Genomic DNA, 19,605 nt, shown 5'->3' on the forward strand with positions numbered 1-19,605 from the left:
CAGGTGACCACGTATGACGACCGAGCGAGCCTCGCGGATCTGACGAGCACGGCGCAGCGGGTGCGCGATTCGATCGAAAGCGTGATCGAGGGCAAGCCCGAAGTGGTCCGACTCGCACTGACCGTGCTGCTCGCCGAGGGTCACCTGCTGATCGAGGACGTTCCCGGCGTGGGCAAGACCATGCTGGCCAAGGCGCTCGCCAAGTCCATCGACTGCTCGGTGCAGCGCATCCAGTTCACTCCGGACCTGCTGCCCTCCGACATCACCGGCGTCAGCATCTACGACCAGCAGCGCCGCGAGTTCGAGTTCAAGCCGGGCGCGATCTTCGCGCAGATCGTCATCGGCGACGAGATCAACCGCGCCTCCCCCAAGACGCAGTCCGCGCTCCTGGAGTCGATGGAGGAGCGCCAGGTCACCATCGACGGGACCACGTACACGCTGCCGACCCCGTTCATGGTCGTCGCCACCCAGAACCCGGTGGAGATGGAGGGCACCTACCCCCTCCCCGAGGCCCAGCGCGACCGGTTCATGGCCCGCGTCTCCGTCGGCTACCCCAGCCACGAGGCCGAACTGCGGATGCTCGACGTGCACGGCGGGCTCTCCCCGCTCGACGACCTGACGGCCGTCGCGCACGCCCACGACATGGTCAAGCTCATCGAGGCCGTCCGCGAGGTGTACGTCGCCGAGCCCGTCCGCGGCTACGTCGTCGACCTGGTCTCCGCCACCCGCAGCCACCCGGACCTGCGCCTGGGCGCCTCGCCCCGCGCCACCCTGCACCTGCTGCGCGCCGTGAAGGCCTCCGCCGCCCTGGCCGGCCGGGACTACGTCCTGCCCGACGACGTCCAGGCCCTGGCCGGCCCGGTCCTCGCGCACCGGCTGCTGCCGACCGCGCAGGCCCAGCTGAGCCGGCGCACCGCCGAGCAGGTCGTCGCCGACATCCTCCAGCGCACCCCCGTACCGGCCGCGCACGCGCGCGGCGAGATCCCGCCCGGCGCGGGCATCCGGGGCTTCTGATGAGCGCCGGCGCCCCGCACGGCGGAAGCGGCCGGGGCCCGGAGGACGGTGGCGGGCTGCGCGCTTCGCTGGCCGGGCTGACCACCCGGGGCCGGTCCTTCCTGGCCGCCGGGATCGCGGCCGCCCTGTGCGCGTACCTCCTGGGCCAGTCCGAGCTGCTCCGGGTCGGGCTGCTGCTCGCCGTGCTGCCGCTGATCTGCGTCCTCGCCCTGCACCGCACCCGCTACCGGGTCTCCGGCAGCCGCCGGCTGAGCCCGATGCGGGTGCCCGCGGGCGCCGAGGCCCGGGTGCAGCTGCGCCTGGACAACACCTCCCGGATGCCGACCGGCCTGCTGATGCTCCAGGACCGGGTGCCCTACGTGCTGGGGCCCCGGCCGCGCTTCGTCCTGGACCGGGTGGAGCCGGGCGGCCACCGCGAGGTGTCCTACCGGGTCCGCTCCGACCTGCGCGGCCGCTATCCGCTGGGCCCCCTCCAGCTGCGCCTGTCCGACCCCTTCGGGCTGGTCGAGCTGACCCGCTCCTTCTCCGCCTACGACACCCTCACGGTGATACCGCGCACCGAAGCGCTGCCCGCGGTCCGCCTCACCGGCGAGTCCTCGGGCTACGGCGACGGCAGCCGCCGCTCGCTGGCCCTGGCAGGCGAGGACGACGTGATCCCGCGCGGCTACCGGCGCGGCGACGACCTGCGCCGGGTGCACTGGCGCTCCACCGCCCGCTACGGGGAGCTGATGGTGCGCCGCGAGGAGCAGCCGCAGCGCAGCCGGGCCACCGTCCTGCTGGACACCCGGCGCCTGGCCTACGAGGGCGCCGGCCCCGACTCCGCCTTCGAATGGGCCGTCTCCGGCACCGCGTCGGCGCTCGTGCACCTGCTGGAGCAGGGCTACGCCGTGCGGCTGCTGACCGACACCGGGGACTGCGTGCCCCGCGAGGGCGGCGGCTTCACCTCCGGCGGCCAGGAGTCCGCGGAGGCGGCCGGACTGATGATGGACACCCTCGCGGTGGTCGGCCACTCCGACGGCGCCGGTCTCTCCCGGGCCTACGACGCGGTCCGGGGCGGTGGCACCGGCGGCGGTGGTGGTTTCGGCGGAGCGGGGGGCGACGGGCTCCTCATCGCCTTCTTCGGAGACCTGGACGACGTACAAACGGAACTGGCGGCCAAGATGTGCCGGCGCAGCGGAGGGGCAGTGGCGTTCGTCCTGGACTCCGCGGACTGGTCCGGGCGGCCGCCGGGGCTCTCCGCGGTGATGTCGCAGGGGCTGCCTCCGCTCGACGAGCGCCTGGGCCGGCTGCGCGACGCGGGCTGGACGGCGCTGGCCGCCCCGCCCGGGGTGGCCTTCGGGGAACTGTGGCGGCTGGCCGGGAACGCGCAGGCCGGAAGTACGGCGGGGGGCTGGGGATGAGCGGGCGGGCGAGACTGACGGTCTTCGCGGCACTGGCGACGCTGTTCACGGCGTGGTCGCTGAATCCGCTGGTGGAGACGGGGAGCTGGCTGCCCGAGGCGGCGGTCCTGCTGGTGCTGCAGAGCGCGGTGGGCGCCGGGGCGCGGCGGGTTCCGCTGGCCCGGTCGCTGACCGTGGGGGCGCAGCTCCTCGTGTCGCTGCTGGCGCTCATGCTGCTCTTCGGCGGCAAGGGCCGCTCCGGGGCCGGCGACGGGGTGCTGTCCTACCTGGTGTCGGACTTCGGGGCGCTGTTCGCCCAGGGCGTCCGCGATGTGAACGAGTTCGCGATCCCGGCGCCGCTGACGGACGGGATCCGGCTGCTGCTGGTGACCGGGGTGCTGGTCATCGGGCTCCTGGTGGACCTGATGGCGGTGACCCTGCGGATGGCCGCGGCGGCCGGGCTCCCGCTGCTCGCCCTGTACTCGGTGGCGGCGGGCCTCGCCGGCACGGTCTCGGGCTCCGGCGGCGCCTCCTGGTTCGCGTTCCTGCTGGCGGGCTGCGGCTACCTGTTGCTGCTGCTGTCCGAGGGCCGCGACCGGCTCGCGCAGTGGGGCCGGGTCTTCGGCGCCGCCCCGCGCGGGCGGGTGTCGGCCGGTGTCTCCGGCGGCGGCCGGGCCGTGGCCCCGGTGCGCACCGGGCGGCGGATCGGCGCGGTCGCGCTGGGCCTGGCGCTGGTGGTGCCTGCGCTGCTGCCCGCGATGGGCGGCGGGCTGCTGGGCACGGGTGGCGGGGGCGACGGCGACGGGACCGGCATCGGCCCGTCGATCCAGGCGGTCAATCCGCTGGTCTCGCTGCAGAGCAGCCTCAACGCCCAGGACAACCGGGTGGTGCTGAAGTACCGCACCGACAACCCGCAGCTGAGCGAGCAGTACCTGCGGATCCTGGCGCTGGACGAGTTCAACGGGGTCAAGTGGGAGGCCTCCGGGCGGCCCCTGACGGACGTGCCGGAGCGGCTGCCGAACCCGCCCGGGGTGAGCGGCCAGGTCCTCAGCGGCGCGGCCGAGGTGCGCACCAGCGTCTCTTCGGCGCAGACGTACGCCCAGCGCTACCTGCCGATGCCGTATCCGGCGATGCAGGTGGACATCGGCGGGAAGTGGCGGTTCGAGCCGGTCGGGCGCACGCTCGTCGGGGACCAGCTGGGCAAGGACAGGTTCCAGAACGCCCAGGGCGCGCAGTACACCGTGCGGAGCCTGCTGCTGAAGCCGACGGCGGAGCAGCTGCAGGCGGCGCCCGCGCCGAACGAGGCGATCCGGGCCGAGTACACGAAGGTGCCGGACAATCTGCCGTCGGTGGTCGCCGACACGGCCCGGCAGGTCACCAAGGGCGCGAAGGACGACTACTCGCGCGCGGTGAAGCTCCAGGACTTCTTCGCGGTGAGCGGAGGGTTCCGCTACGACACGAAGGTGTCCTCGGGTACGGGTTCGCAGGCCATCGTGAAGTTCCTCTCCGACAAGGAGGGCTTCTGCGTCCACTTCGCCTTCTCGATGGCTTCGATGGCGCGCACGCTGGGGATCCCGGCGCGGGTCGCGGTCGGTTTCACGCCCGGGGAGAAGCAGTCGGACGGCAGTGTCAACGTCTCGATGCGGGACGCGCACGCCTGGCCGGAGCTGTACTTCGAGGGCGTGGGCTGGACCCGCTTCGAGCCGACTCCCCGGTCGGGCATCACGGTGCCGGACTACAGCCGGACCGAGGCCCCGGAGTCCCGGCCGACGGAGCCCACCGCGGCCCCGTCCGCCAGTTCGGCGCAGCCCTCGGCCGGACCCTCGAAGGCGGACGACTGCCCGCCGGAGGAGAAGAAGCTGGGCGAGTGCGGGACGGCGGCCAAGACGGGCGCGGGCTCGGGCGGCGGCGGCACGTCCGTGGGCACCGTCCTGGCCTGGACGGCCGGCACTGCGGCCCTGCTGGCCCTGCCCTTCCTGCCGTTCCTGTGGCGCAGGCGGCTGCGGGCGCGGCGGCTGGACCCGGGCGATGTCCTGTCCGCGTGGCGGGAGCTGGGCGACTCGGCGTGGGACGTCGGGATCGACCCGGACGAGGCCCTGTCCCCGCGGGGTGCGGCGGACCGGGTGGTGACGCTGGGCCGGATGGATCCGAAGGCCGCGGAGGCGGTGCGGCGGGTGTCGGCGGCGGTGGAGCGCGCGCTGTACGCCCCGCCGGGCGCGGAACCCTCGTACGAGGGCCTGGCCTCCGACGTCCTGCTGGCGCGGACCGCCCTGCTGGCCGGGGTGTCCCGCGCGACGCGGCTGCGGGCCCTGTTCCTGCCGCGCTCTTCGGCCCGGCTGCGCTGGGCGGCGACGGCCCGGCGCGCGGCCGTGGCCGCCCGGGTCTCGGCCGCCCTGGCCCGGATGCGGACCCGCATCCCGGCGCGGGGGCGGGGCTGAAGGCCTGGAGGCTGAGGCTCTGGGGGCTGAGGGGCTGAAGGCCTGCGGACCTGGAGGCACGAAAAACGGCCGACGCCGGGGCTCGATCCCCCCGAGCCCCGGCGCAGCCGTCTTGTTTCCCCCCGGCCAGAGAGACCCGGTCCCCACCTGCCGCCCCGTGTCGGCGGTGCGGGCCGGGTCCCTGTCCGTTGCCCCCAGTCTGGCGTCCGCGCAGGTCTGGGCCAATCCGCGCAGGTACTCATTTCCGCGTCTAGGTACGGATACTCAGGCGCCCCACCAGTTCTACGCGGACCGACCGCCCCCGCGGCACCGCCGATCGGGGGTCACCTGTACGGCCCGCGGGTCGCGGCGGGCGGCACCCGGGTCGCGGCGGGCGGTCCGCGTCAGCGGTTTCCGCTGACCCGGCCCCGCAGCAGCAGCGACAGCGCCGAGTGGACGTCGTCCAGCGAGCGCTCGCTCTGGAAGGACTGCCAGTCCAGCGCTGCCACCAGCACCATCCCCACCAGCGCCGCGGCGGTCAGCGGCACGTCGATCTCCGCGCTCAGTTCGCCCCGTTCCACGCCCTCGCGCAGCACGGTCTCCACGACGGCGACCGCTTCGCGCCGGACGAGCATCAGGGTGGGCTGCCAGGTCCGGTTGGTCCGCCACAGTTCGGCCACGTAGAGCTGGGTGAAGGCCGGGTAGCGGTCGATGAAGACCAGGCCGGCCCGGATCATCTCGTCGAGGGCCTCGACCCGGGTCCCGCCCCGTGCCTCGGTGGACTCCGCGGCCGTCCGCAGGGATGCGGTGAGCAGCCCGACCCCGTGCCGCAGCAGCTCCTCGAAGAGGTCGTTCTTGCTGGCGAAGTTGTAGTAGACGGTGCCCTTCGCAACGCCCGCCCGCTCCGCGATCTCGTCGACGGTGGTCGCGGAGAAGCCCTGCTCCGCGATGAGGGTCACGGCCGCTTCGTAGAGCTTCTGCCGTGTGGCCTGGCGGCGGCCGCCGCCCGCGGCCGTACCGGTGCTGCTGCTTTCCATGTGGCTGATTCTCACAGGTCGACCCGTCCTCACCGGCTACAGGCTCAGTTCCGGATGCAGCCGGTCCATCGTCCACACCTGCTTGCCGCGTGCGGCGAGCGCGGTGAGTGCGAGGGCGCCCGCGGTGAAGGCGGCGAGGACGGCGCAGCCCTGCCAGACCGGGGCGAGGTCGCCGCCGGTGATCAGGCGGCGCAGGCTCTCCACGATGTACGACATCGGCAGGTAGGGGTGGATGGCGTTGAAGAAGCCGGGGCTGGTCTGGACGGGGTAGGTGCCGCCCGCCGAGGTCAGTTGGAGCATCAGGAACGCGAGGACCAGGATGCGTCCGGCGGCCCCGAACTTGGCGTTGAGCCACTGGACGATCGCGGCGAAGCAGCCGGTGACCAGCATCAGGAAGGCGATGGTGAGCGCCGGCCGGGCCATCTGGAGGCCGAGTCCCCAGTGGAGTACGGACATCAGCGCGGCCACCTGCAACGTGCCGAGCCCGGCCACGGGCAGCCAGCCGGCGAAGGCGATCCGCCAGGGCGAGGCACCGGCGGCCAGGGCCCGCCGGTTCAGGGGGGCGATCAGCATGTAGGCGACCATCGCGCCGACCCAGAGGGAGAGCGGGATGAAGTAGGGGGCGAAGCCGGTGCCGTAGTTGGGCGCCTTGTGCAGGGACTGGTTGGCGAGCTGCACCGGGTCGGCCATGACCTTGGTGCGGGCCTCGCGCTGCTGCTGGTCGTAGTCGGGGATCTGCCCCACGCCGTCGTGCAGGCCGCCGGCGAGTTCGCCGTTGCCGTCCACGAGCTTGACCAGGCCGCCGTCGAGGCTGTGCGCCCCGTCGCCGAGCTTGCCGACTCCCTCGCCGATGGCGCCGGAGCCGTCGGTGGCGGAGCCGAGGCCGGTGTGCAGCTTGGCCATGCCGGTGGCGACCTTGTGGGCGCCGGTGTTGAGGGCGTCGACCTGGGCCACGGCGGCGTCGAGGTCGGAGGAGAGGACCGGGGCCTTGGCGGCGAGGGCGCGGGCCTTGTTCTCCAGGTCGGTGAGCTGCCCCCGCAGGGTGGTGAGGTCTCCGTTGGAGTCCTTGACCAGGGTGTTGACGTCGCCCGCGAGTTCGGCGCCTTCGGCGGCGTCCTCCTTGAGCTTCTTCAGCTGCGGGCAGGTGGCGGGCACCGGCTGGGCGGCTTTGGTGCAGGTCTTCTCGTAGACGTCGGCCGCACCGGTGGAGACGCGCTGGGTGACGGTGGCGGCGCCCGGGGCCGCCTTGGCGAAGGTGTCGAGGTGGTTCTTGACGACCTTGGCGGTGTCGGCGACGAGTTCCGCGCTGTCCGCGAGCTGCTTGGGGTCCTTGAGGAAGGGGCGGGCCTGGTCGGCGACGCCGCCGACCTTGTCGGCGAGCCGCTGGGTGCCGGACGCGATGTCCTTGGTCCCGGTCTCCAGCTGTCCGGCGGCGCTGTTGAGCTTCTTCAAGCCGCCGGTCAGCTCGCCGTTCTTCTCCTTGGCCGTGTCGAGGCCGTCGGCGAGGTCCTTGGCGCCCTGCTGGGCCTTGCCGGCCCCGTCGGTGAGCTTGTCGGCGCCGTCCGCGGCTTCGGCGGTCTTGTCGTGGAGGTCGGAGAAGCTGACGAAGATCTTGTCGAGGAATCCGCGGGAGGCGTTGGTGGACGCGGCCGAGCGGACCTCGGAGAAGACGGTGCGCGAGATCGAGCCGACGATGTAGTTGTTGGCGTCGTTGGTGCGGACCTGGAGGGCGCCGGTGGCGGGGTCGGCTCCGGAGCTGGAGGCGATCTTCGAGCTGAAGTCGGCGGGCATGGTGAGGGAGAGGTAGTACGTACCGTTCTCCAGGCCCTTGGCCGCCTCCTCGGCGCTGACCTCGCGCCAGTCGAAGGTCTTGCTGGCGTGCAGTTTGCGGGTGATCTCGTCACCGGCGTCGATGCGCTTGCCGTCCACGGTGGCGCCCTGGTCGGCGTTGACGAGGGCGACGGGCACCTTGTCGAGGCGGCTGTACGGGTCCCAGAAGGACCACAGGTACAGCGCTCCGTAGAGCAGCGGCAGCAGGAGCAGCGCGACGAGTGCGGCCCGGGGCAGCTTCCCCCGCCCGAACCGCTTCAGCTCAAGCGCGGCCAGCTTCGGCGAGCGCATCGTCGTCCCCCTTCGTGTCGGTCTTCTTGTCGGTCTTCTTGTCGGTCTTCGTGTCCGACTTCGTGCCGGTCCCGGCGCCGGTCTCCGTGTCGGTCTCCGTGTCGGTGTCTGCGGGGACACCCCAGGTGATCTTGGAGCCGGTGGGCCGGGGCAGGACCGGCCGCTCCTCGGTGGACTCCTCGGCGGACGCCTCGATGGGCTCCTCGGCGACGGTCCGCAGGATCACCGCGTCGGCCGGAGCCTGGCTGCACACCGCGAGGACGGTGGTGCCGCGGGCGGTGATCGAGCGGAGCAGCTCCCAGGCCTCGGCGCGCTCGGTGTCCGAGAGCTTGAGGTCGAGGTCGTCCAGGGCCAGCAGGCGCGGAGCGCCCAGCAGGGCGATGGCGACCGACAGCCGTACGGATTCCAGCCGTTCCAGATCGCGTACGGAGGTGCGCGGGCCCTTGGGCAGGGCCGCGAGGTCCAGTCCGACGGCGGCCAGAGCGGCTTCGATCCGGGCCGCGGTGGAGGTGCGGCGTTCGCCGCGCGGGCGGAGCAGGGAGCGCAGGGGGCCGTCGTAGCGGCGCTGGAGCAGGGCGCCCTCGCGCAGTTGCTCGGCGACGGTGAGGGCCTGGTCCAAGTCGTTGACCCCGGGTACCGGGCCGAGGGCGGCTATGCGGCGGACCGCGGCCATCTTCTTCGGCAGCCGGTGGCGGCCGATCTCGGCGTGCCCCTCGGTGGGCTTCATCCGGCCGGTGAGCGCGAGGAGCAGGCAGGTCCGCCCGCTGCCGGAGGGGCCTTCGACCGCGATGAGCGAGCCGGGCGCCGCGTCGATCCCAACGCCCCGGAACACCCAGCCGCGCGGGCCCTTGAGTCCGAAGTCCTCGGCTTTGACGGCAGCTCCGTGCGGGCTGTCCACGCCGGTCCCCCTTCTTTTGAACTGACCAGTCAGTTCAAAAACTAGCATCCCCGGCGGCACGGGGTGCGCAGCGGGGGGCAGTTGCCCCTCCGCAGCTCCGCCCGGGAAGGCAAAGCCGCAGGTCAGCGCGATTGTCAGTGGTGGCCTTCACGATGGGGGGACGCAACGACATGGAGTACCGCACGCACGCAACGACAGGAGGTTCGTCATGGCCACACCGTCCCCGTCCCCTGTTGTCCACCCCCTTCCCCGGAAGCCGGCGCCGCCTTCCCCCGCGGTCCCGCCGCGGGGAGACCCTGCCGCCGCCCTCGATCTGCTCGTCAAGGCCCGCGCGGGCCTGGCCGAAGCCGCCCGGCTGACCCGGTCCAACGAGCGGTACGCCACCGCCCACCTCGCGGCGCTGCGCGCGGCCGCGGCCGTGCTCGCCGCGCGCGGACGGCCCGCACCGGCCAATCCGCGGCGCCGGCCCCGGATCCGCAGCGCGTGGGAGGTACTTCCGGAGATAGCGCCCGAACTGACCGAGTGGAGCGCGCTCTTCGCCTCCGGCGCGACCCGCCGGGCCCGGGCCGAGGCCGGGATAGCGGGCGCGGCCACCGGCCGGGACGCGGACGATCTGGTGCGTGCCGTCGAGATGTTCCTGCGCCTGGTGGAGCGGATGCTCCCGCTGCAGCAGCTGCTGGGGCGGGACTCCCCGAACGACAGGCCCGAGCAACTGCCGCAGCCCCGCGCGGAGCGTCCGGACGCGGGATGACCTGCCCGGCATCCGGAGGCCATAGGGTGGGCACGGAGCGCTCACCTCCCCCAGCTGCCGCTGGGACGTGCCCCCTACGCCGAGGAGCCATCAGCCGTGTCGGACACTTCCCGCCCCCGCGCCTCCCTCCGCACCGCCGTGGTGTGGGAGGTCCTCAAGGAGGCGCTCGACCGCCGGGTGAAGGCGACCGGGCGGGATGTGCTGGACGTGCTCGACACGGGTGGCGGCACCGGAAAATTCGCCGTCCCGGTGGCCCGCCTCGGCCACCGGGTCACCGTGGTCGACCCCAGCCCGAACGCACTGTTCGGGCTGGAGCGCCGGGTCGCCGAAGCCGGCGTGGCCGACCTGGTCCGCGGTGTGCAGGGCGATGCGCAGGGCCTGCTCGACGTCGTGGAGCGCGACGCCTACGACGTGGTGATCTGCCACGGGGTGCTGGAGTACGTGGACGACCCGGCCGAGGGCGTGGCCAACACGGTGGCCGCCCTGCGCTCCGGCGGCATCCTCAGCCTGCTCGGCGCCGGACTCGGCGGGGCTGTCCTGGCCCGCGCCCTGGCCGGGCACTTCACGGAGGCCCGTACCGCCCTCGGCGACCCGGCCGGCCGCTGGGGCTCGGGCGACCCGGTACCGCGCCGCTTCACCGCCGAGCAGCTCGCCGCGCTGGTCGGCGACGCCGGCCTGACGGTCGGCTCGGTGCACGGCGTCCGGGTCTTCGCCGACCTGGTCCCGGGCGTCCTGGTGGACACCGAACCGGGTGCCGTCGAGGCCCTGCTGCGCCTGGAGGAGGCCGCCGCCGAGCTGCCCGCCTTCCACGCGATCGCCACGCAGCTGCACGTGCTCGGCGAGAAGCCCGCCTGATCTGCGAACCTTCCGGAGCACGCGGTGCGTCACTCACCCTCCGAATCGATGGTGTGACCCGTATGATCGGGGTCAGTGACCGGCATGCCGAGCGGACCTCTGGGGAATAACGCCCTCAGAGCCGCTCGCAGGGCGGTACGGCTTGGCGCGACGCATGCTTGAGACAGGACTGAGCTTTCCCCGGAAGGTATTTTTTTCGGGCAGTGTTTTTTTAGGCAGTGTTTTTTAGAACGCGGCGTAGAGGGCGGGTATCACGGGGGCGGTTCCCCGCCTATCCTGAAGGGGACCCCTGGTCGCTAGCCCCGCGCGACCGACGGATGAGGAGGACTCCCGTGCCGCTCTCGGAGCACGAGCAGCGAATGCTCGAGCAGATGGAGCGAGCGCTGTACGCCGAAGATCCCAAATTCGCTACAGCGCTTGAGGGAAGCGGACTGCGCACGTACACCCGGCGACGGGTCTACCAGGCAGTCGCAGGCATCGTGGTGGGTGTCGCGCTCCTTATGACCGGTGTGATCGTGCCGAACGTGCTGTGGATCAGTGTGGTGGGATTCCTCGTCATGCTGGGCTGTACGGTCCTCGTGGTCACCGGTTGGCGCAAGGCACCCAAGCCTGGTGAGCAGCCCGCCTCCGGTAGTGCAGGCGGTTCGGCCCAAGGCCAGAACCGGCAGCGTCGGTCGATGATGACCCGTATCGAGGACCGGTGGCAGCGCCGCCGTGACGATCAGGGGCAGTGAGCCCCACAGACTCGGGTGAGGGGACGGGTGCCGAAAGGCGCCCGTCCCCTCACTGGTCCATGATGAGCCGATGAGTGTGCTCCCCCTGGTCTTCACCAGCGGCTGGGCCAGCGGGATCAACGCGTACGCCGTGGTCCTCCTGCTCGGCATCTTCGGCGCGACCGGCCTGACCGACGAGGTCCCCGCCTCCCTGCAGCGCACCGACGTGCTGATCGTGGCCGCGGTGCTGTTCCTCTGCGAGGCCGTGGCCGACAAGATCCCTTACGTGGACTCGATCTGGGACACGGTGCACACCGTGATCCGCCCGGTGTCCGGAGCCGTGGTCGGTGCGCTGCTGGCCGGGCAGAGCGGTTCGCTCTCCGACATCGCCGCCGGTGCGGTCGGCGGCTCCACCGCGCTGGCCAGCCATTTCGTCAAGGCCGGCACCCGGATGGCGATCAACACCTCGCCGGAGCCGTTCAGCAACATCGTCATGAGCACCGCCGAGGACCTCGGCGTGGGCGGCATCGTCACCTTCGCCATGTTCAACCCGCAGGCCGCCGCGGTCATCTGCGCCGTCCTGCTGATCATCGGGCTCGCCCTGCTGATCTACCTCTGGGCCAAGATCCGCCGCTTCCGGCGCCGCCGCGCCCAGCGCCGCGAGGAGAAGAGACTCGCTTCCGAAGTGGCGCGGGTCGCTCGATAGGCTCTGCGGCATGGCACGAATTGCGGTGATCGGCGCCGGGATGGGCGCGATGGCGACGGCGGCCCGGCTGGCCGTGGCGGGGCACCGGGTGGCGGTGTACGAGCGCTCGGCGACCTACGGCGGCGCCGTCGGACGGTACGAGCGGGACGGCTTCGCCTTCGACACCGGCCCGGGGCTGCTGCACCTGCCCGCCGTCTACCGCGACCTCTTCGTCAAGACCGGCAAGCGCCCCCTGGAGGAGTGCGCCGAACTGGTCCAGGTCGACCCGGCCGTCCGCCACGTCCTGGCGGACGGCCGTACGGTCACCCTCCCGGGCGGCTCGCACGGCGGCGCCGCCGCCGTCCTCGACGAGGCCTTCGGGCCGGGCGCCGGGGACCGCTGGAGCGCGGTCCTGGGCCGCGCCCGGGACGCCTGGGACGCCACCCGCCGCCCCCTGCTGGAGGAGCCGCTGCGCCCCGACTGGGAGGTCCTGGGCCGCGACCCGTACCCCGCGCTGCGCGGCAGCGGGCTGCTGCGCCGCCGCCCGCCGACCCTGGCCGAGGTCGCCGCGCGCGAGCTGGGCGGCGACGGCCCCGGCGATCTGCTGGCCGCGCGCGTGCGCTCGTACGGGATCGATCCGGCGACCGCGCCCGCCTCGGCGGCGGTGCTGCCCTACATGGAGCAGACCTTCGGCAGCTGGTACGTGCGCGGCGGGATGCGGGAGCTGGCCACCGCCGTGTACGAGCGGTGCCTGGAGCGGAAGGTGGCCTTCGAGTTCGGCGCCGGGGTGCGGGAGGTCCTGGTCCGGGAGGGCCGGGCGGCCGGCCTGCTGCTGGCCGACGGGTCCTCGGTGGAGGCCGACCACGTGGTCTGCGGGGTGGACCCGCGGCTGCTGGGCGTGGAGTCCGCGCCGGGGGCCGTCCCGGCCCGGGGCGACGGGGTGGCGAGCCGCCACACGCTCTTCCTCGCCCTGCGCGGGCCCCGCCCCGGCGATGCCGTGCACCGGACCCTGGTCCACTCCCCCGGCGCGCTGGTGACCGTACTGCGCCCCGACGATCCCGCCACCCGGCCGGACCCGGACCACGAGGCCGTCACCGTGAGCACGGTGTGCGCGCCGGGGGCCGGAGCGGACCCGCGGGAGCTGCTGGACCTGGCCGCGCGGACGGTCCCGGACCTGCACGAGCGGCTGCTGTGGCAGCGGGCGCAGAGCCCGGCCGACGTGGAGGCGGCCACGGGCGCCGCGGGCGGCTCGGTGCCCCCGCCGGCCCTCGCGGGAGCCGGCGGCCGCGGGCTCTACCCCGCCAACTCGACGACGCTGCCCGGCCTGTACCTGGCCGGCGGCTGGGCCCATCCCGGCGGCGGGCTGGCGCACGCCGGGATGACGGGGGCCCTGGTCGCCGGACTGATCGTGGAGGGCGCGGAGTTCCGCGGCTCGCGGTAGGAGCGCGGCCGGCGGTCGGCGGCCGGGGTCAGTAGCGGTACTGGTCGTACTCGCCCGTGCCCTGGTACGGGTACTGCGGCTGCTCCTGCGCCGGGTATTGCTGGGCTCCCGCCCCGTCCGTGGACCGCTGCTGCGGGACCCAGACGCCGCCGGGCGGGGTGTCCATGGAGTACTGCTGCTGCGCGGCCGCGTACGGGTCGGGGGTGTAGTCCGGGTAGGCGGTGTAGCCGCCGGACTGGGGGTACTCGTAGGGCTGCTGCGGGGCCACGGCGCCGCCGGTGCCGATGTACGGGTCCGAGTAGGCGGCGTAGACCTGCGGCTCGCCGGGGGCCGGGTAGCCGGTGGTGTAGTCGTAACCGCCCTGGCCCTGCGGGTCGTAGTACGCCGCGTACTGGTGGGCGTCCTGCTCCGGCGCCACGAACGGCGAGGCGAAGGAGGCGGTCTGGAAGCTCTGGATCCCGTACGAGCCGGTCTCCTCGGGCACCGGCTGCGCGGCGTAGAACTGCTGGGCGTCGGAACCGTCGGTGGACCGGGCTGCGGCCCCGGTCTCCTCGAACCGGCCGGAATCCACGGCATCGGCGTCCATGTCCGCGTCCGCGTCGAACCCGGACTCGGGCCCGTACTCCAGGGCCGTCACCTGGAGCGCCGGCTCCGGGCGCGCTCCGCCCGCGGCCCGGCGGCGCCGGTTCGCCTGCGGGGCGGCGGCGGACGCCTTGCCCCGGCGCAGGGCCCAGCCGGCCACGAAGCCCTTGCGGAAGGAGAGGGTCACCAGCGTCTGGCCGACTGCGAACGCGCCCGCACCGGCGGCGATGACGAGCACCGACGGCAGTGCGACGCCGGCCACGACGGCGAGGAAGCCGGCGAAGGCGAGCAGGCGCCAGCGCAACCGGGCCTTGTACTGCATCAGGACCTCGGCAAGCAGCCACAACGCGACGAAACCGAACGCGATGTAGAGGACCGTCATTCCCATGCATGGGCCCCTCTCGGTGCGGACGACCGCCCAGGAATCGGGGGCCGACCGATCAGGCCCGCTGGTGCAGGCCCAGGTTCTCGTAGATTTCGAGAGTCGCCGTGGAATTGTTCAGCGTGATGAAGTGCAGCCCCGGGACACCCTCGGACAGCAGCCGCGCGCAGAACTCCGTGGCGAACTCGATGCCAATGGAGCGTACAGCGGCCGGATCGTCCTTGACGGCGAGCATGCGCTCTTTCACGGCCGCGGGGAAGACTGCGTTGCTGAGTTGCGGGAGCCGGTCGAGCTGCTTGATGCCCACAACAGGCATGCACTCGGGGATGATCGGGGTGTCGCAGCCGGCCTTCTCGACGCTGTCGCGCAGCCGCAGATAGTGCTCAGGATCGAAGAACATCTGGGTGATCGCATAGTCGGCGCCCGCGCGGCACTTGTCCACGAAGTGCCGGATGTCCGTGTCCCAGTCCGCCGAGCGCGGGTGCATCTCGGGGAAGGCCGCGACGCCGACGCAGAAGTCGCCGGACTCCTTGAGCAGCCGGACCAGGTCGGCCGCGTAGTGCACGCCCTCGGGGTGCGCGACCCACTCGCCCATCGGGTCGCCCGGCGGGTCCCCGCGCAGGGCGAGCATGTTGCGGATGCCGGCGTCGGCGAACTGGCCGATGACGTTGCGCAGCTCGGCGATCGAGTGGTCGACCGCGGTGAGGTGCGCGACGGGGGTCAGCGTGGTGTCCGCGGCGATCTGCTCGGTGGCCCGTACGGTGCCGCCGCGGGTGGAGCCGCCGGCTCCGTAGGTGACGGAGACGAAGCTCGGGGCGACCGCCTCGACCCGGCGCAGCGCGTTCCAGAGGTTGCGCTCGCCCTTCTCGCTCTTGGGTGCCCAGAACTCGAAGGAGTACGAGCGCCCGGACGCGAGGAGGTCTCGGACCGTATGTGCGCGATCCGACCAGGTGGAAGAGGTACCAAGGGCCATACGGGGAGGTTAGACGTGGTCCGGTGGACGCCGAAGCGGTGTCCACGGACTGGACGCCGAAATGAGACAGCCGATCGGGCGACGGGGGCTGCCGGAGGGCGGCAGGCGGGCTGTCCGGCGGGGCGCCGGGATCCGCTAGCCGAGCCGGGCGCGGACCCGCTTGGCGAGGTCGGCGGCGGCGGCGCCGGGGTCGGAGGCCTCGGTGAGGGCCCGTACGACCACGACGCGGGAGGCTCCGGCGTCGAGCACCTCGTCCAGGTTGGACGCGTCGATCCCGCCGATGGCGAACCACGGCCGGTCCTGGGCGAGCGAGGCCGCATGGCGGACCAGGTCGAGGCCGGGGGCGTGGCGGCCGGGCTTGGTGGGGGTGGGCCAGCAGGGGCCGGTGCAGAAGTAGTCCACGCCGGGCTCGGCGGCGGCCGCGTCCACCTCGGCCTCGGAGTGGCAGGAGCGTCCGATGAGGACCTCGCCGCCGAGGATGGCCCGGGCGGCGGGCACCGGGATGTCGCCCTGGCCAAGGTGCAGCACGTCGGTGCCGATGGCGTGCGCGACGTCGGCGCGGTCGTTGACGGAGAGCAGCTTGCCGTGGCGGCGGGCCGCGTCGGCGAAGACCTGGAGGTGCTCGAGCTCCTCGGCCGCCTCCATGCCCTTGTCGCGGAGCTGGACGATGTCCACGCCCCCGGCGAGGACGGCGTCGAGGAACTCGGGGAGGTCGCCCTGCCGCCGGCGGGCGTCCGTGCACAGGTAGAGCCGGGCATCGGACAGCTGGGCGGCGATGGCGGACATGGGTACCCCCGGGGTGGTGTGTCGTACGTACGCGGTGTGCGGGCCCCGGGCCGGGGCCCGCACACCGCGGGTGGCATTGCGCTGCGCTGCGCGTACTGCGATGTTGCGCGTACTGCGATGTCAGGTCGTGCGGGATCGGGTCAGAGGGCGAGCGCCTGAGCGCGGCGCTTCACCTCCGTGCCGCGATTCTCGCTCAGCGCCTGCACGGGGGTGCCGGGCAGGCTGTCGTCCGCGGTGAACAGCCACTCCAGGATCTCCGCGTCGGTGAAGCGGTCGTCGCGGAGCACGGTCAGCAGGCCGACCAGGCCCTTGACGATCTTGTCCCCGTCGATGAAGGCCGCGGGGACCTGGAGGGAACGGTTCTCGCCGCGGCGCACCGCGAGCAGCTGACCTTCCTTGACCAGCTGGCGAACCTTGGTCACTTCGATGTCGAGCATCTCCGCGATGTCGGGGAGGTACAGCCAGGCGGGGACAAGGGCATCGATCTTTGCGTCAATCTCGGTCACGGACACAAGCCTGCCATCTCGGACTGACTGCCGGTACCCGGGCGGCCCCGTCCGGGGCCCGCCCCGGCCCCCACCGGGCCCCCGCCCCGGCCCCCACCGGGCCCGCGCGCGACCCCCACCGGGCCCCCGCCCGGGTTCCCCGACCGGCCCTGCGCCCGGTCAGGCCACCGCCGATTTCAGCGCGACCGCCGGGTCGGCGACCTTGGCCGGATCCACGGCCGCTCCCGACTCGATCAGGCGCCGGCCCTGGGCCAGGTCGCGCGGGCGGCCCACCGCGAGGACCGCGGCCAGGCGGCCCTCGCGCAGCCAGCACACCGACCAGGTGTCGGCCGCCGGGTCGCCGCGCCACAGCATCGTGTCGGAGTCCCCGTGGTGGCCCGCGTACTGCACGAAGCGGCCGAACTGCTCCGACCAGAAGTACGGGACCGGGTCGTAGGGCTGGTCCCCGGAGCCGGCGGCCACGATGTCCGCGGCCACCGCACGCGGCCCCTGCAGGGCGTTGTCCCAGTGGTGCACCAGCAGCCGCGCCCCGTAGCGCCCGGACGGGAACGAGGCGCAGTCCCCCACCGCGTACACCCCGGGCAGGGAGGTCCGCAGGTGCTCGTCCGCGACGACCGCGCCGTCGGGGCCCAGTTCGATCCCCGACCCGGCCAGCCAGCCCGTGGCCGGGCGGGCCCCGATGCCGACGACCACCGCGCCCGCCTCCAGCGAGCGCCCGTCCGCCAGCAGCACCCGGCCCGCCTCGACCGAGGCCACCCGGGCGCCGGTCAGCAGCTCGGCGCCCGCCTGCGCGTACCAGCGCCCCATGGGCTCGGCGACCTCGGCCGGCAGCGCGCCCGCCAGGACCCGGTCGGCCGCCTCGACCACGGTCACCGCGCAGCCCGCCTCGCGCGCCGCCGTCGCGAACTCCGCGCCGATCCAGCCCGCGCCGACGACCACCACCGCCGACCCGGCGGCCAGCACGGGCCGCAGCCGGGCCGCGTCGTCCAGGGTGCGCAGCAGGTGTACGCCGGGGATCCCCTCCGCGCCGGGCAGGTTCAGCGGCTGGGATCCGGTGGCCAGCACGAGGACCTCGTACGGGACCGGGCCCGCCTCGGTGTCCACCTCGTGGTCGGCGGCCCGCACTCCGGTGACCTCTACGCCGAGCCGGAGCTCGATGCCGAGCCCCTCGAAGTCGACGTCGAAGGCCGAGTCCTCGGCTTTGCCGAGGAGCACCGCCTTGGAGAGCGGGGGCCGGTCGTAGGGCTGGTGGGGTTCGGCTCCCAGGAGGGTGACGGGGCCGGTCCAGCCCTGTTCCCGGAGGGCCACCGCGGTCTGGACCCCGGCCATTCCGGCGCCGACGACGACGACGCCGGGCCCGGTGTGTTCGCTGTGTTCCGTCTGCTCGCTCACGCGGCCCACCCTAATCATCTGACGGTCCGTCAGGAATAGGGGGCCGGGTTCGACCGCGCCCGGCCCGGGGAGCCGGCCGCGGGCTGCCTCGGGGAGGCAGCCTTACCCGGCCGTCCGGCTCGGCGCTACTCTGGCCACCGAACCTATCGCGGGAGTCCGGGCGCACCGGGCTGAGAGGGAGGCTGACCGGCCTCCGACCGTCCGAACCTGATCCGGGTCATGCCGGCGAAGGGAGGGGCTGGACGCCCATGCACTCAAACGTGCACTCATCCAGGAAGAGCCGGAGTTCCGGCTACGACGTCCTCGTCATCGGGGGCGGCATCATCGGCCTGGTCACCGCCTGGCGGGCGGCCCGGCTCGGGCTGCGCACCGCGCTGGCCGACCCGGCGCCCGGCGGCGGCGCGGCACAGGTCGCGGCGGGCATGCTCGCCGCCGTCACCGAGCTGCACTACGGCGAGGAGACCCTGCTCGGGCTGAACCTCGCCTCCGCCGCCCGCTACCCGCAGTTCGCCGACGAGCTCGCCGAAGCCAGCGGCGGCCTGGACATCGGCTACCGCGCCTGCGGCACGCTCGCCGTCGCCCTCGACGCCGACGACCGCCTCCACCTGCGGGAACTGCACGCCCTCCAGCGCCGCTGCGGCCTGGACTCGCAGTGGCTGACCGGCCGCGAGTGCCGCCGCCTGGAGCCGATGCTGGCCCCGGGCGTGCGCGGCGGGCTGCGCGTGGACGGCGACCACCAGGTCGACCCCCGCCGGCTCGCGGCGGCGCTGCTCGCCGCCTGCGAACGCGCCGGAGTCGACTTCCACCGGGCGGCCGCGTCCCGGCTGCTGACCGGCGCCGACCGGGCCACCGGCGCGGTGCTCGACGACGCCGGGGCCACGGAGCTGCTCGCCGACCAGGTGGTACTGGCGGCGGGCTCGCTCAGCGGCCGCCTGGACGGCGTACCGCCCGGGGTCGTGGCCCCCGTACGGCCGGTGAAGGGGCAGGTGCTGCGGCTCAAGGTGCCACCCGCGTACGCGCCGTTCCTCTCCCGGACCGTACGGGCCGTCGTGCGCGGCAGCCACGTCTACCTGGTGCCGCGCGAGAACGGCGAACTGGTCATCGGCGCCACCAGCGAGGAACTCGGCTGGGACACCACCGTCACCGCGGGCGGGGTCTACGAGCTCCTGCGCGACGCCCACGACCTGGTCCCCGGCATCACCGAGCTCCCGCTCGTGGAAACCCTGGCCGGACTGCGGCCCGGCTCCCCCGACAACGCCCCGCTCCTGGGCCCGACCGACCTGCCGGGCCTGCACCTGGCCACCGGGCACTACCGCAACGGGGTCCTGCTGACCCCGCTGACCGGCGACGTCATGGCGGAGCTCCTGACCACCGGCGAACTTCCCGAGATCGCGCAGCCCTTCACCCCGCGCCGCTTCGCCCTCACACGACAGGAGTCGTACGCATGACCCACTCCGCATCCGTCTCCGTCTCCATCTCCGTCAACGGCGAACCGCGCGAGATCGCGGCCGGCACCGTGCTCGCCACGGTCGTCGCCACCCTCACCCAGGCCACCAAGGGGGTCGCGGCGGCCCTCAACGAGACGGTGGTCCCGCGCGGCCAGTGGCTCCACACCCGCGTGGAAGACGGCGACCGCGTGGAGATCCTCACCGCGGTCCAGGGAGGCTGACCGA

The 19,605-nt window shown here is 73.5% G+C and carries 18 protein-coding genes and 1 riboswitch; of the genes, 10 read left to right on the top strand and 8 right to left on the bottom strand.

Annotated features, from left to right (window positions below; genetic code table 11):
- The first annotated feature begins 3 nt into the window (after positions 1-3).
- Genes OG490_RS10330 through OG490_RS10340 form a run of 3 tightly spaced genes read left to right on the top strand, consistent with a single transcriptional unit; the run spans position 4 to position 4,831 of the window.
- Positions 4-1,014, top strand: a complete 1,011-nt coding sequence (locus OG490_RS10330) for an AAA family ATPase (protein ID WP_330295982.1) — start codon at positions 4-6, stop codon at positions 1,012-1,014.
- Complete coding sequence (locus tag OG490_RS10335; protein ID WP_330295983.1) at positions 1,014-2,414, top strand: DUF58 domain-containing protein; 1,401 nt, start codon at positions 1,014-1,016, stop codon at positions 2,412-2,414. Before OG490_RS10330 ends, OG490_RS10335 begins: the two co-directional genes overlap by 1 nt.
- Positions 2,411-4,831, top strand: a complete 2,421-nt coding sequence (locus OG490_RS10340; RefSeq protein ID WP_330295984.1) for a transglutaminase family protein — start codon at positions 2,411-2,413, stop codon at positions 4,829-4,831. Before OG490_RS10335 ends, OG490_RS10340 begins: the two co-directional genes overlap by 4 nt.
- Positions 4,832-5,214: 383 nt before the next feature.
- Here the strand turns inward: OG490_RS10340 and OG490_RS10345 are convergent, their stop codons facing one another.
- The 3 genes from OG490_RS10345 to OG490_RS10355 are packed head-to-tail and all read right to left on the bottom strand — an operon-like array spanning position 5,215 to position 8,866.
- Complete coding sequence (locus OG490_RS10345) at positions 5,215-5,847, bottom strand: TetR/AcrR family transcriptional regulator (protein WP_330295985.1); 633 nt, start codon at positions 5,845-5,847, stop codon at positions 5,215-5,217.
- Between the two features lie 36 nt (positions 5,848-5,883).
- On the bottom strand, positions 5,884-7,968 hold the full coding sequence (locus OG490_RS10350) for a YhgE/Pip domain-containing protein (protein ID WP_330295986.1): 2,085 nt from the start codon (positions 7,966-7,968) through the stop codon (positions 5,884-5,886).
- Positions 7,940-8,866 carry an ATP-binding cassette domain-containing protein gene (locus tag OG490_RS10355; protein ID WP_330295987.1) on the bottom strand — a complete coding sequence of 309 codons (927 nt, stop codon included), beginning with the start codon at positions 8,864-8,866 and terminating at the stop codon, positions 7,940-7,942. Before OG490_RS10355 ends, OG490_RS10350 begins: the two co-directional genes overlap by 29 nt.
- A gap of 208 nt (positions 8,867-9,074) precedes the next feature.
- Here OG490_RS10355 and OG490_RS10360 point away from each other — a divergent pair, with 208 nt between their 5' ends.
- From OG490_RS10360 to OG490_RS10380, 5 genes are all read left to right on the top strand, one after another.
- On the top strand, positions 9,075-9,617 hold the full coding sequence (locus OG490_RS10360; protein ID WP_330295988.1) for an SAV_6107 family HEPN domain-containing protein: 543 nt from the start codon (positions 9,075-9,077) through the stop codon (positions 9,615-9,617).
- A gap of 96 nt (positions 9,618-9,713) precedes the next feature.
- The gene (locus tag OG490_RS10365; RefSeq protein ID WP_330295989.1) at positions 9,714-10,472 is read left to right on the top strand and encodes a class I SAM-dependent methyltransferase; all 759 of its coding nucleotides are present in this window, start codon (positions 9,714-9,716) and stop codon (positions 10,470-10,472) included.
- A 332-nt stretch (positions 10,473-10,804) separates the two neighbouring features.
- Complete coding sequence (locus OG490_RS10370) at positions 10,805-11,206, top strand: DUF3040 domain-containing protein (protein ID WP_330295990.1); 402 nt, start codon at positions 10,805-10,807, stop codon at positions 11,204-11,206.
- Positions 11,207-11,276: 70 nt separating this feature from the next.
- The gene (locus OG490_RS10375) at positions 11,277-11,891 is read left to right on the top strand and encodes a DUF4126 domain-containing protein (RefSeq protein WP_330295991.1); all 615 of its coding nucleotides are present in this window, start codon (positions 11,277-11,279) and stop codon (positions 11,889-11,891) included.
- Positions 11,892-11,901: 10 nt separating this feature from the next.
- The gene (locus OG490_RS10380; RefSeq protein WP_330295992.1) at positions 11,902-13,311 is read left to right on the top strand and encodes a phytoene desaturase family protein; all 1,410 of its coding nucleotides are present in this window, start codon (positions 11,902-11,904) and stop codon (positions 13,309-13,311) included.
- Between the two features lie 28 nt (positions 13,312-13,339).
- Here the strand turns inward: OG490_RS10380 and OG490_RS10385 are convergent, their stop codons facing one another.
- The 5 genes from OG490_RS10385 to OG490_RS10405 form a co-directional block, all read right to left on the bottom strand.
- On the bottom strand, positions 13,340-14,281 hold the full coding sequence (locus OG490_RS10385) for a hypothetical protein (RefSeq protein ID WP_330295993.1): 942 nt from the start codon (positions 14,279-14,281) through the stop codon (positions 13,340-13,342).
- Positions 14,282-14,333: 52 nt separating this feature from the next.
- Positions 14,334-15,248 carry a methylenetetrahydrofolate reductase [NAD(P)H] gene (metF, locus tag OG490_RS10390; RefSeq protein ID WP_330295994.1) on the bottom strand — a complete coding sequence of 305 codons (915 nt, stop codon included), beginning with the start codon at positions 15,246-15,248 and terminating at the stop codon, positions 14,334-14,336.
- 135 nt (positions 15,249-15,383) lie between these two features.
- Positions 15,384-16,034: a thiamine phosphate synthase gene (thiE, locus tag OG490_RS10395; RefSeq protein WP_330295995.1), complete on the bottom strand. Its 651-nt coding sequence runs from the start codon at positions 16,032-16,034 to the stop codon at positions 15,384-15,386.
- Between the two features lie 140 nt (positions 16,035-16,174).
- On the bottom strand, positions 16,175-16,540 hold the full coding sequence (locus OG490_RS10400; RefSeq protein ID WP_266630041.1) for an Rv2175c family DNA-binding protein: 366 nt from the start codon (positions 16,538-16,540) through the stop codon (positions 16,175-16,177).
- 159 nt (positions 16,541-16,699) lie between these two features.
- Positions 16,700-17,950 (bottom strand): NAD(P)/FAD-dependent oxidoreductase, encoded by a 1,251-nt coding sequence (locus tag OG490_RS10405; RefSeq protein ID WP_330295996.1) that lies wholly within the window; start codon positions 17,948-17,950, stop codon positions 16,700-16,702.
- 120 nt (positions 17,951-18,070) lie between these two features.
- Positions 18,071-18,183, top strand: a riboswitch (TPP riboswitch).
- Here OG490_RS10405 and thiO point away from each other — a divergent pair.
- Both thiO and thiS read left to right on the top strand, forming a co-directional pair.
- Positions 18,181-19,380 (top strand): glycine oxidase ThiO, encoded by a 1,200-nt coding sequence (thiO, locus tag OG490_RS10410; protein ID WP_330295997.1) that lies wholly within the window; start codon positions 18,181-18,183, stop codon positions 19,378-19,380. Its footprint overlaps the riboswitch before it by 3 nt.
- Positions 19,377-19,601 carry a sulfur carrier protein ThiS gene (gene thiS / locus OG490_RS10415; protein ID WP_330295998.1) on the top strand — a complete coding sequence of 75 codons (225 nt, stop codon included), beginning with the start codon at positions 19,377-19,379 and terminating at the stop codon, positions 19,599-19,601. Before thiO ends, thiS begins: the two co-directional genes overlap by 4 nt.
- Positions 19,602-19,605: the final 4 nt, after the last annotated feature.

The sequence above is a fragment of the Streptomyces sp. NBC_00503 genome (genome assembly GCF_036346895.1).
Lineage (GTDB): Bacteria > Actinomycetota > Actinomycetes > Streptomycetales > Streptomycetaceae > Streptomyces.

What these genes read in the sequence shown, in the direction of transcription:
- OG490_RS10335 (WP_330295983.1), top strand. Translation starts at nt 1,014, where the DNA reads ATGAGCGCCGGCGCCCCGCACGGCGGAAGCGGCCGGGGCCCGGAGGAC.
- OG490_RS10340 (WP_330295984.1), top strand. Translation starts at nt 2,411, where the DNA reads ATGAGCGGGCGGGCGAGACTGACGGTCTTCGCGGCACTGGCGACGCTG.
- OG490_RS10345 (WP_330295985.1), bottom strand. Translation starts at nt 5,847, where the DNA reads ATGGAAAGCAGCAGCACCGGTACGGCCGCGGGCGGCGGCCGCCGCCAG.
- OG490_RS10350 (WP_330295986.1), bottom strand. Translation starts at nt 7,968, where the DNA reads ATGCGCTCGCCGAAGCTGGCCGCGCTTGAGCTGAAGCGGTTCGGGCGG.
- OG490_RS10360 (WP_330295988.1), top strand. Translation starts at nt 9,075, where the DNA reads ATGGCCACACCGTCCCCGTCCCCTGTTGTCCACCCCCTTCCCCGGAAG.
- OG490_RS10375 (WP_330295991.1), top strand. Translation starts at nt 11,277, where the DNA reads ATGAGTGTGCTCCCCCTGGTCTTCACCAGCGGCTGGGCCAGCGGGATC.
- OG490_RS10380 (WP_330295992.1), top strand. Translation starts at nt 11,902, where the DNA reads ATGGCACGAATTGCGGTGATCGGCGCCGGGATGGGCGCGATGGCGACG.
- OG490_RS10385 (WP_330295993.1), bottom strand. Translation starts at nt 14,281, where the DNA reads ATGGGAATGACGGTCCTCTACATCGCGTTCGGTTTCGTCGCGTTGTGG.
- metF (WP_330295994.1), bottom strand. Translation starts at nt 15,248, where the DNA reads ATGGCCCTTGGTACCTCTTCCACCTGGTCGGATCGCGCACATACGGTC.
- thiE (WP_330295995.1), bottom strand. Translation starts at nt 16,034, where the DNA reads ATGTCCGCCATCGCCGCCCAGCTGTCCGATGCCCGGCTCTACCTGTGC.
- OG490_RS10405 (WP_330295996.1), bottom strand. Translation starts at nt 17,950, where the DNA reads ATGATTAGGGTGGGCCGCGTGAGCGAGCAGACGGAACACAGCGAACAC.
- thiO (WP_330295997.1), top strand. Translation starts at nt 18,181, where the DNA reads ATGCACTCAAACGTGCACTCATCCAGGAAGAGCCGGAGTTCCGGCTAC.
- thiS (WP_330295998.1), top strand. Translation starts at nt 19,377, where the DNA reads ATGACCCACTCCGCATCCGTCTCCGTCTCCATCTCCGTCAACGGCGAA.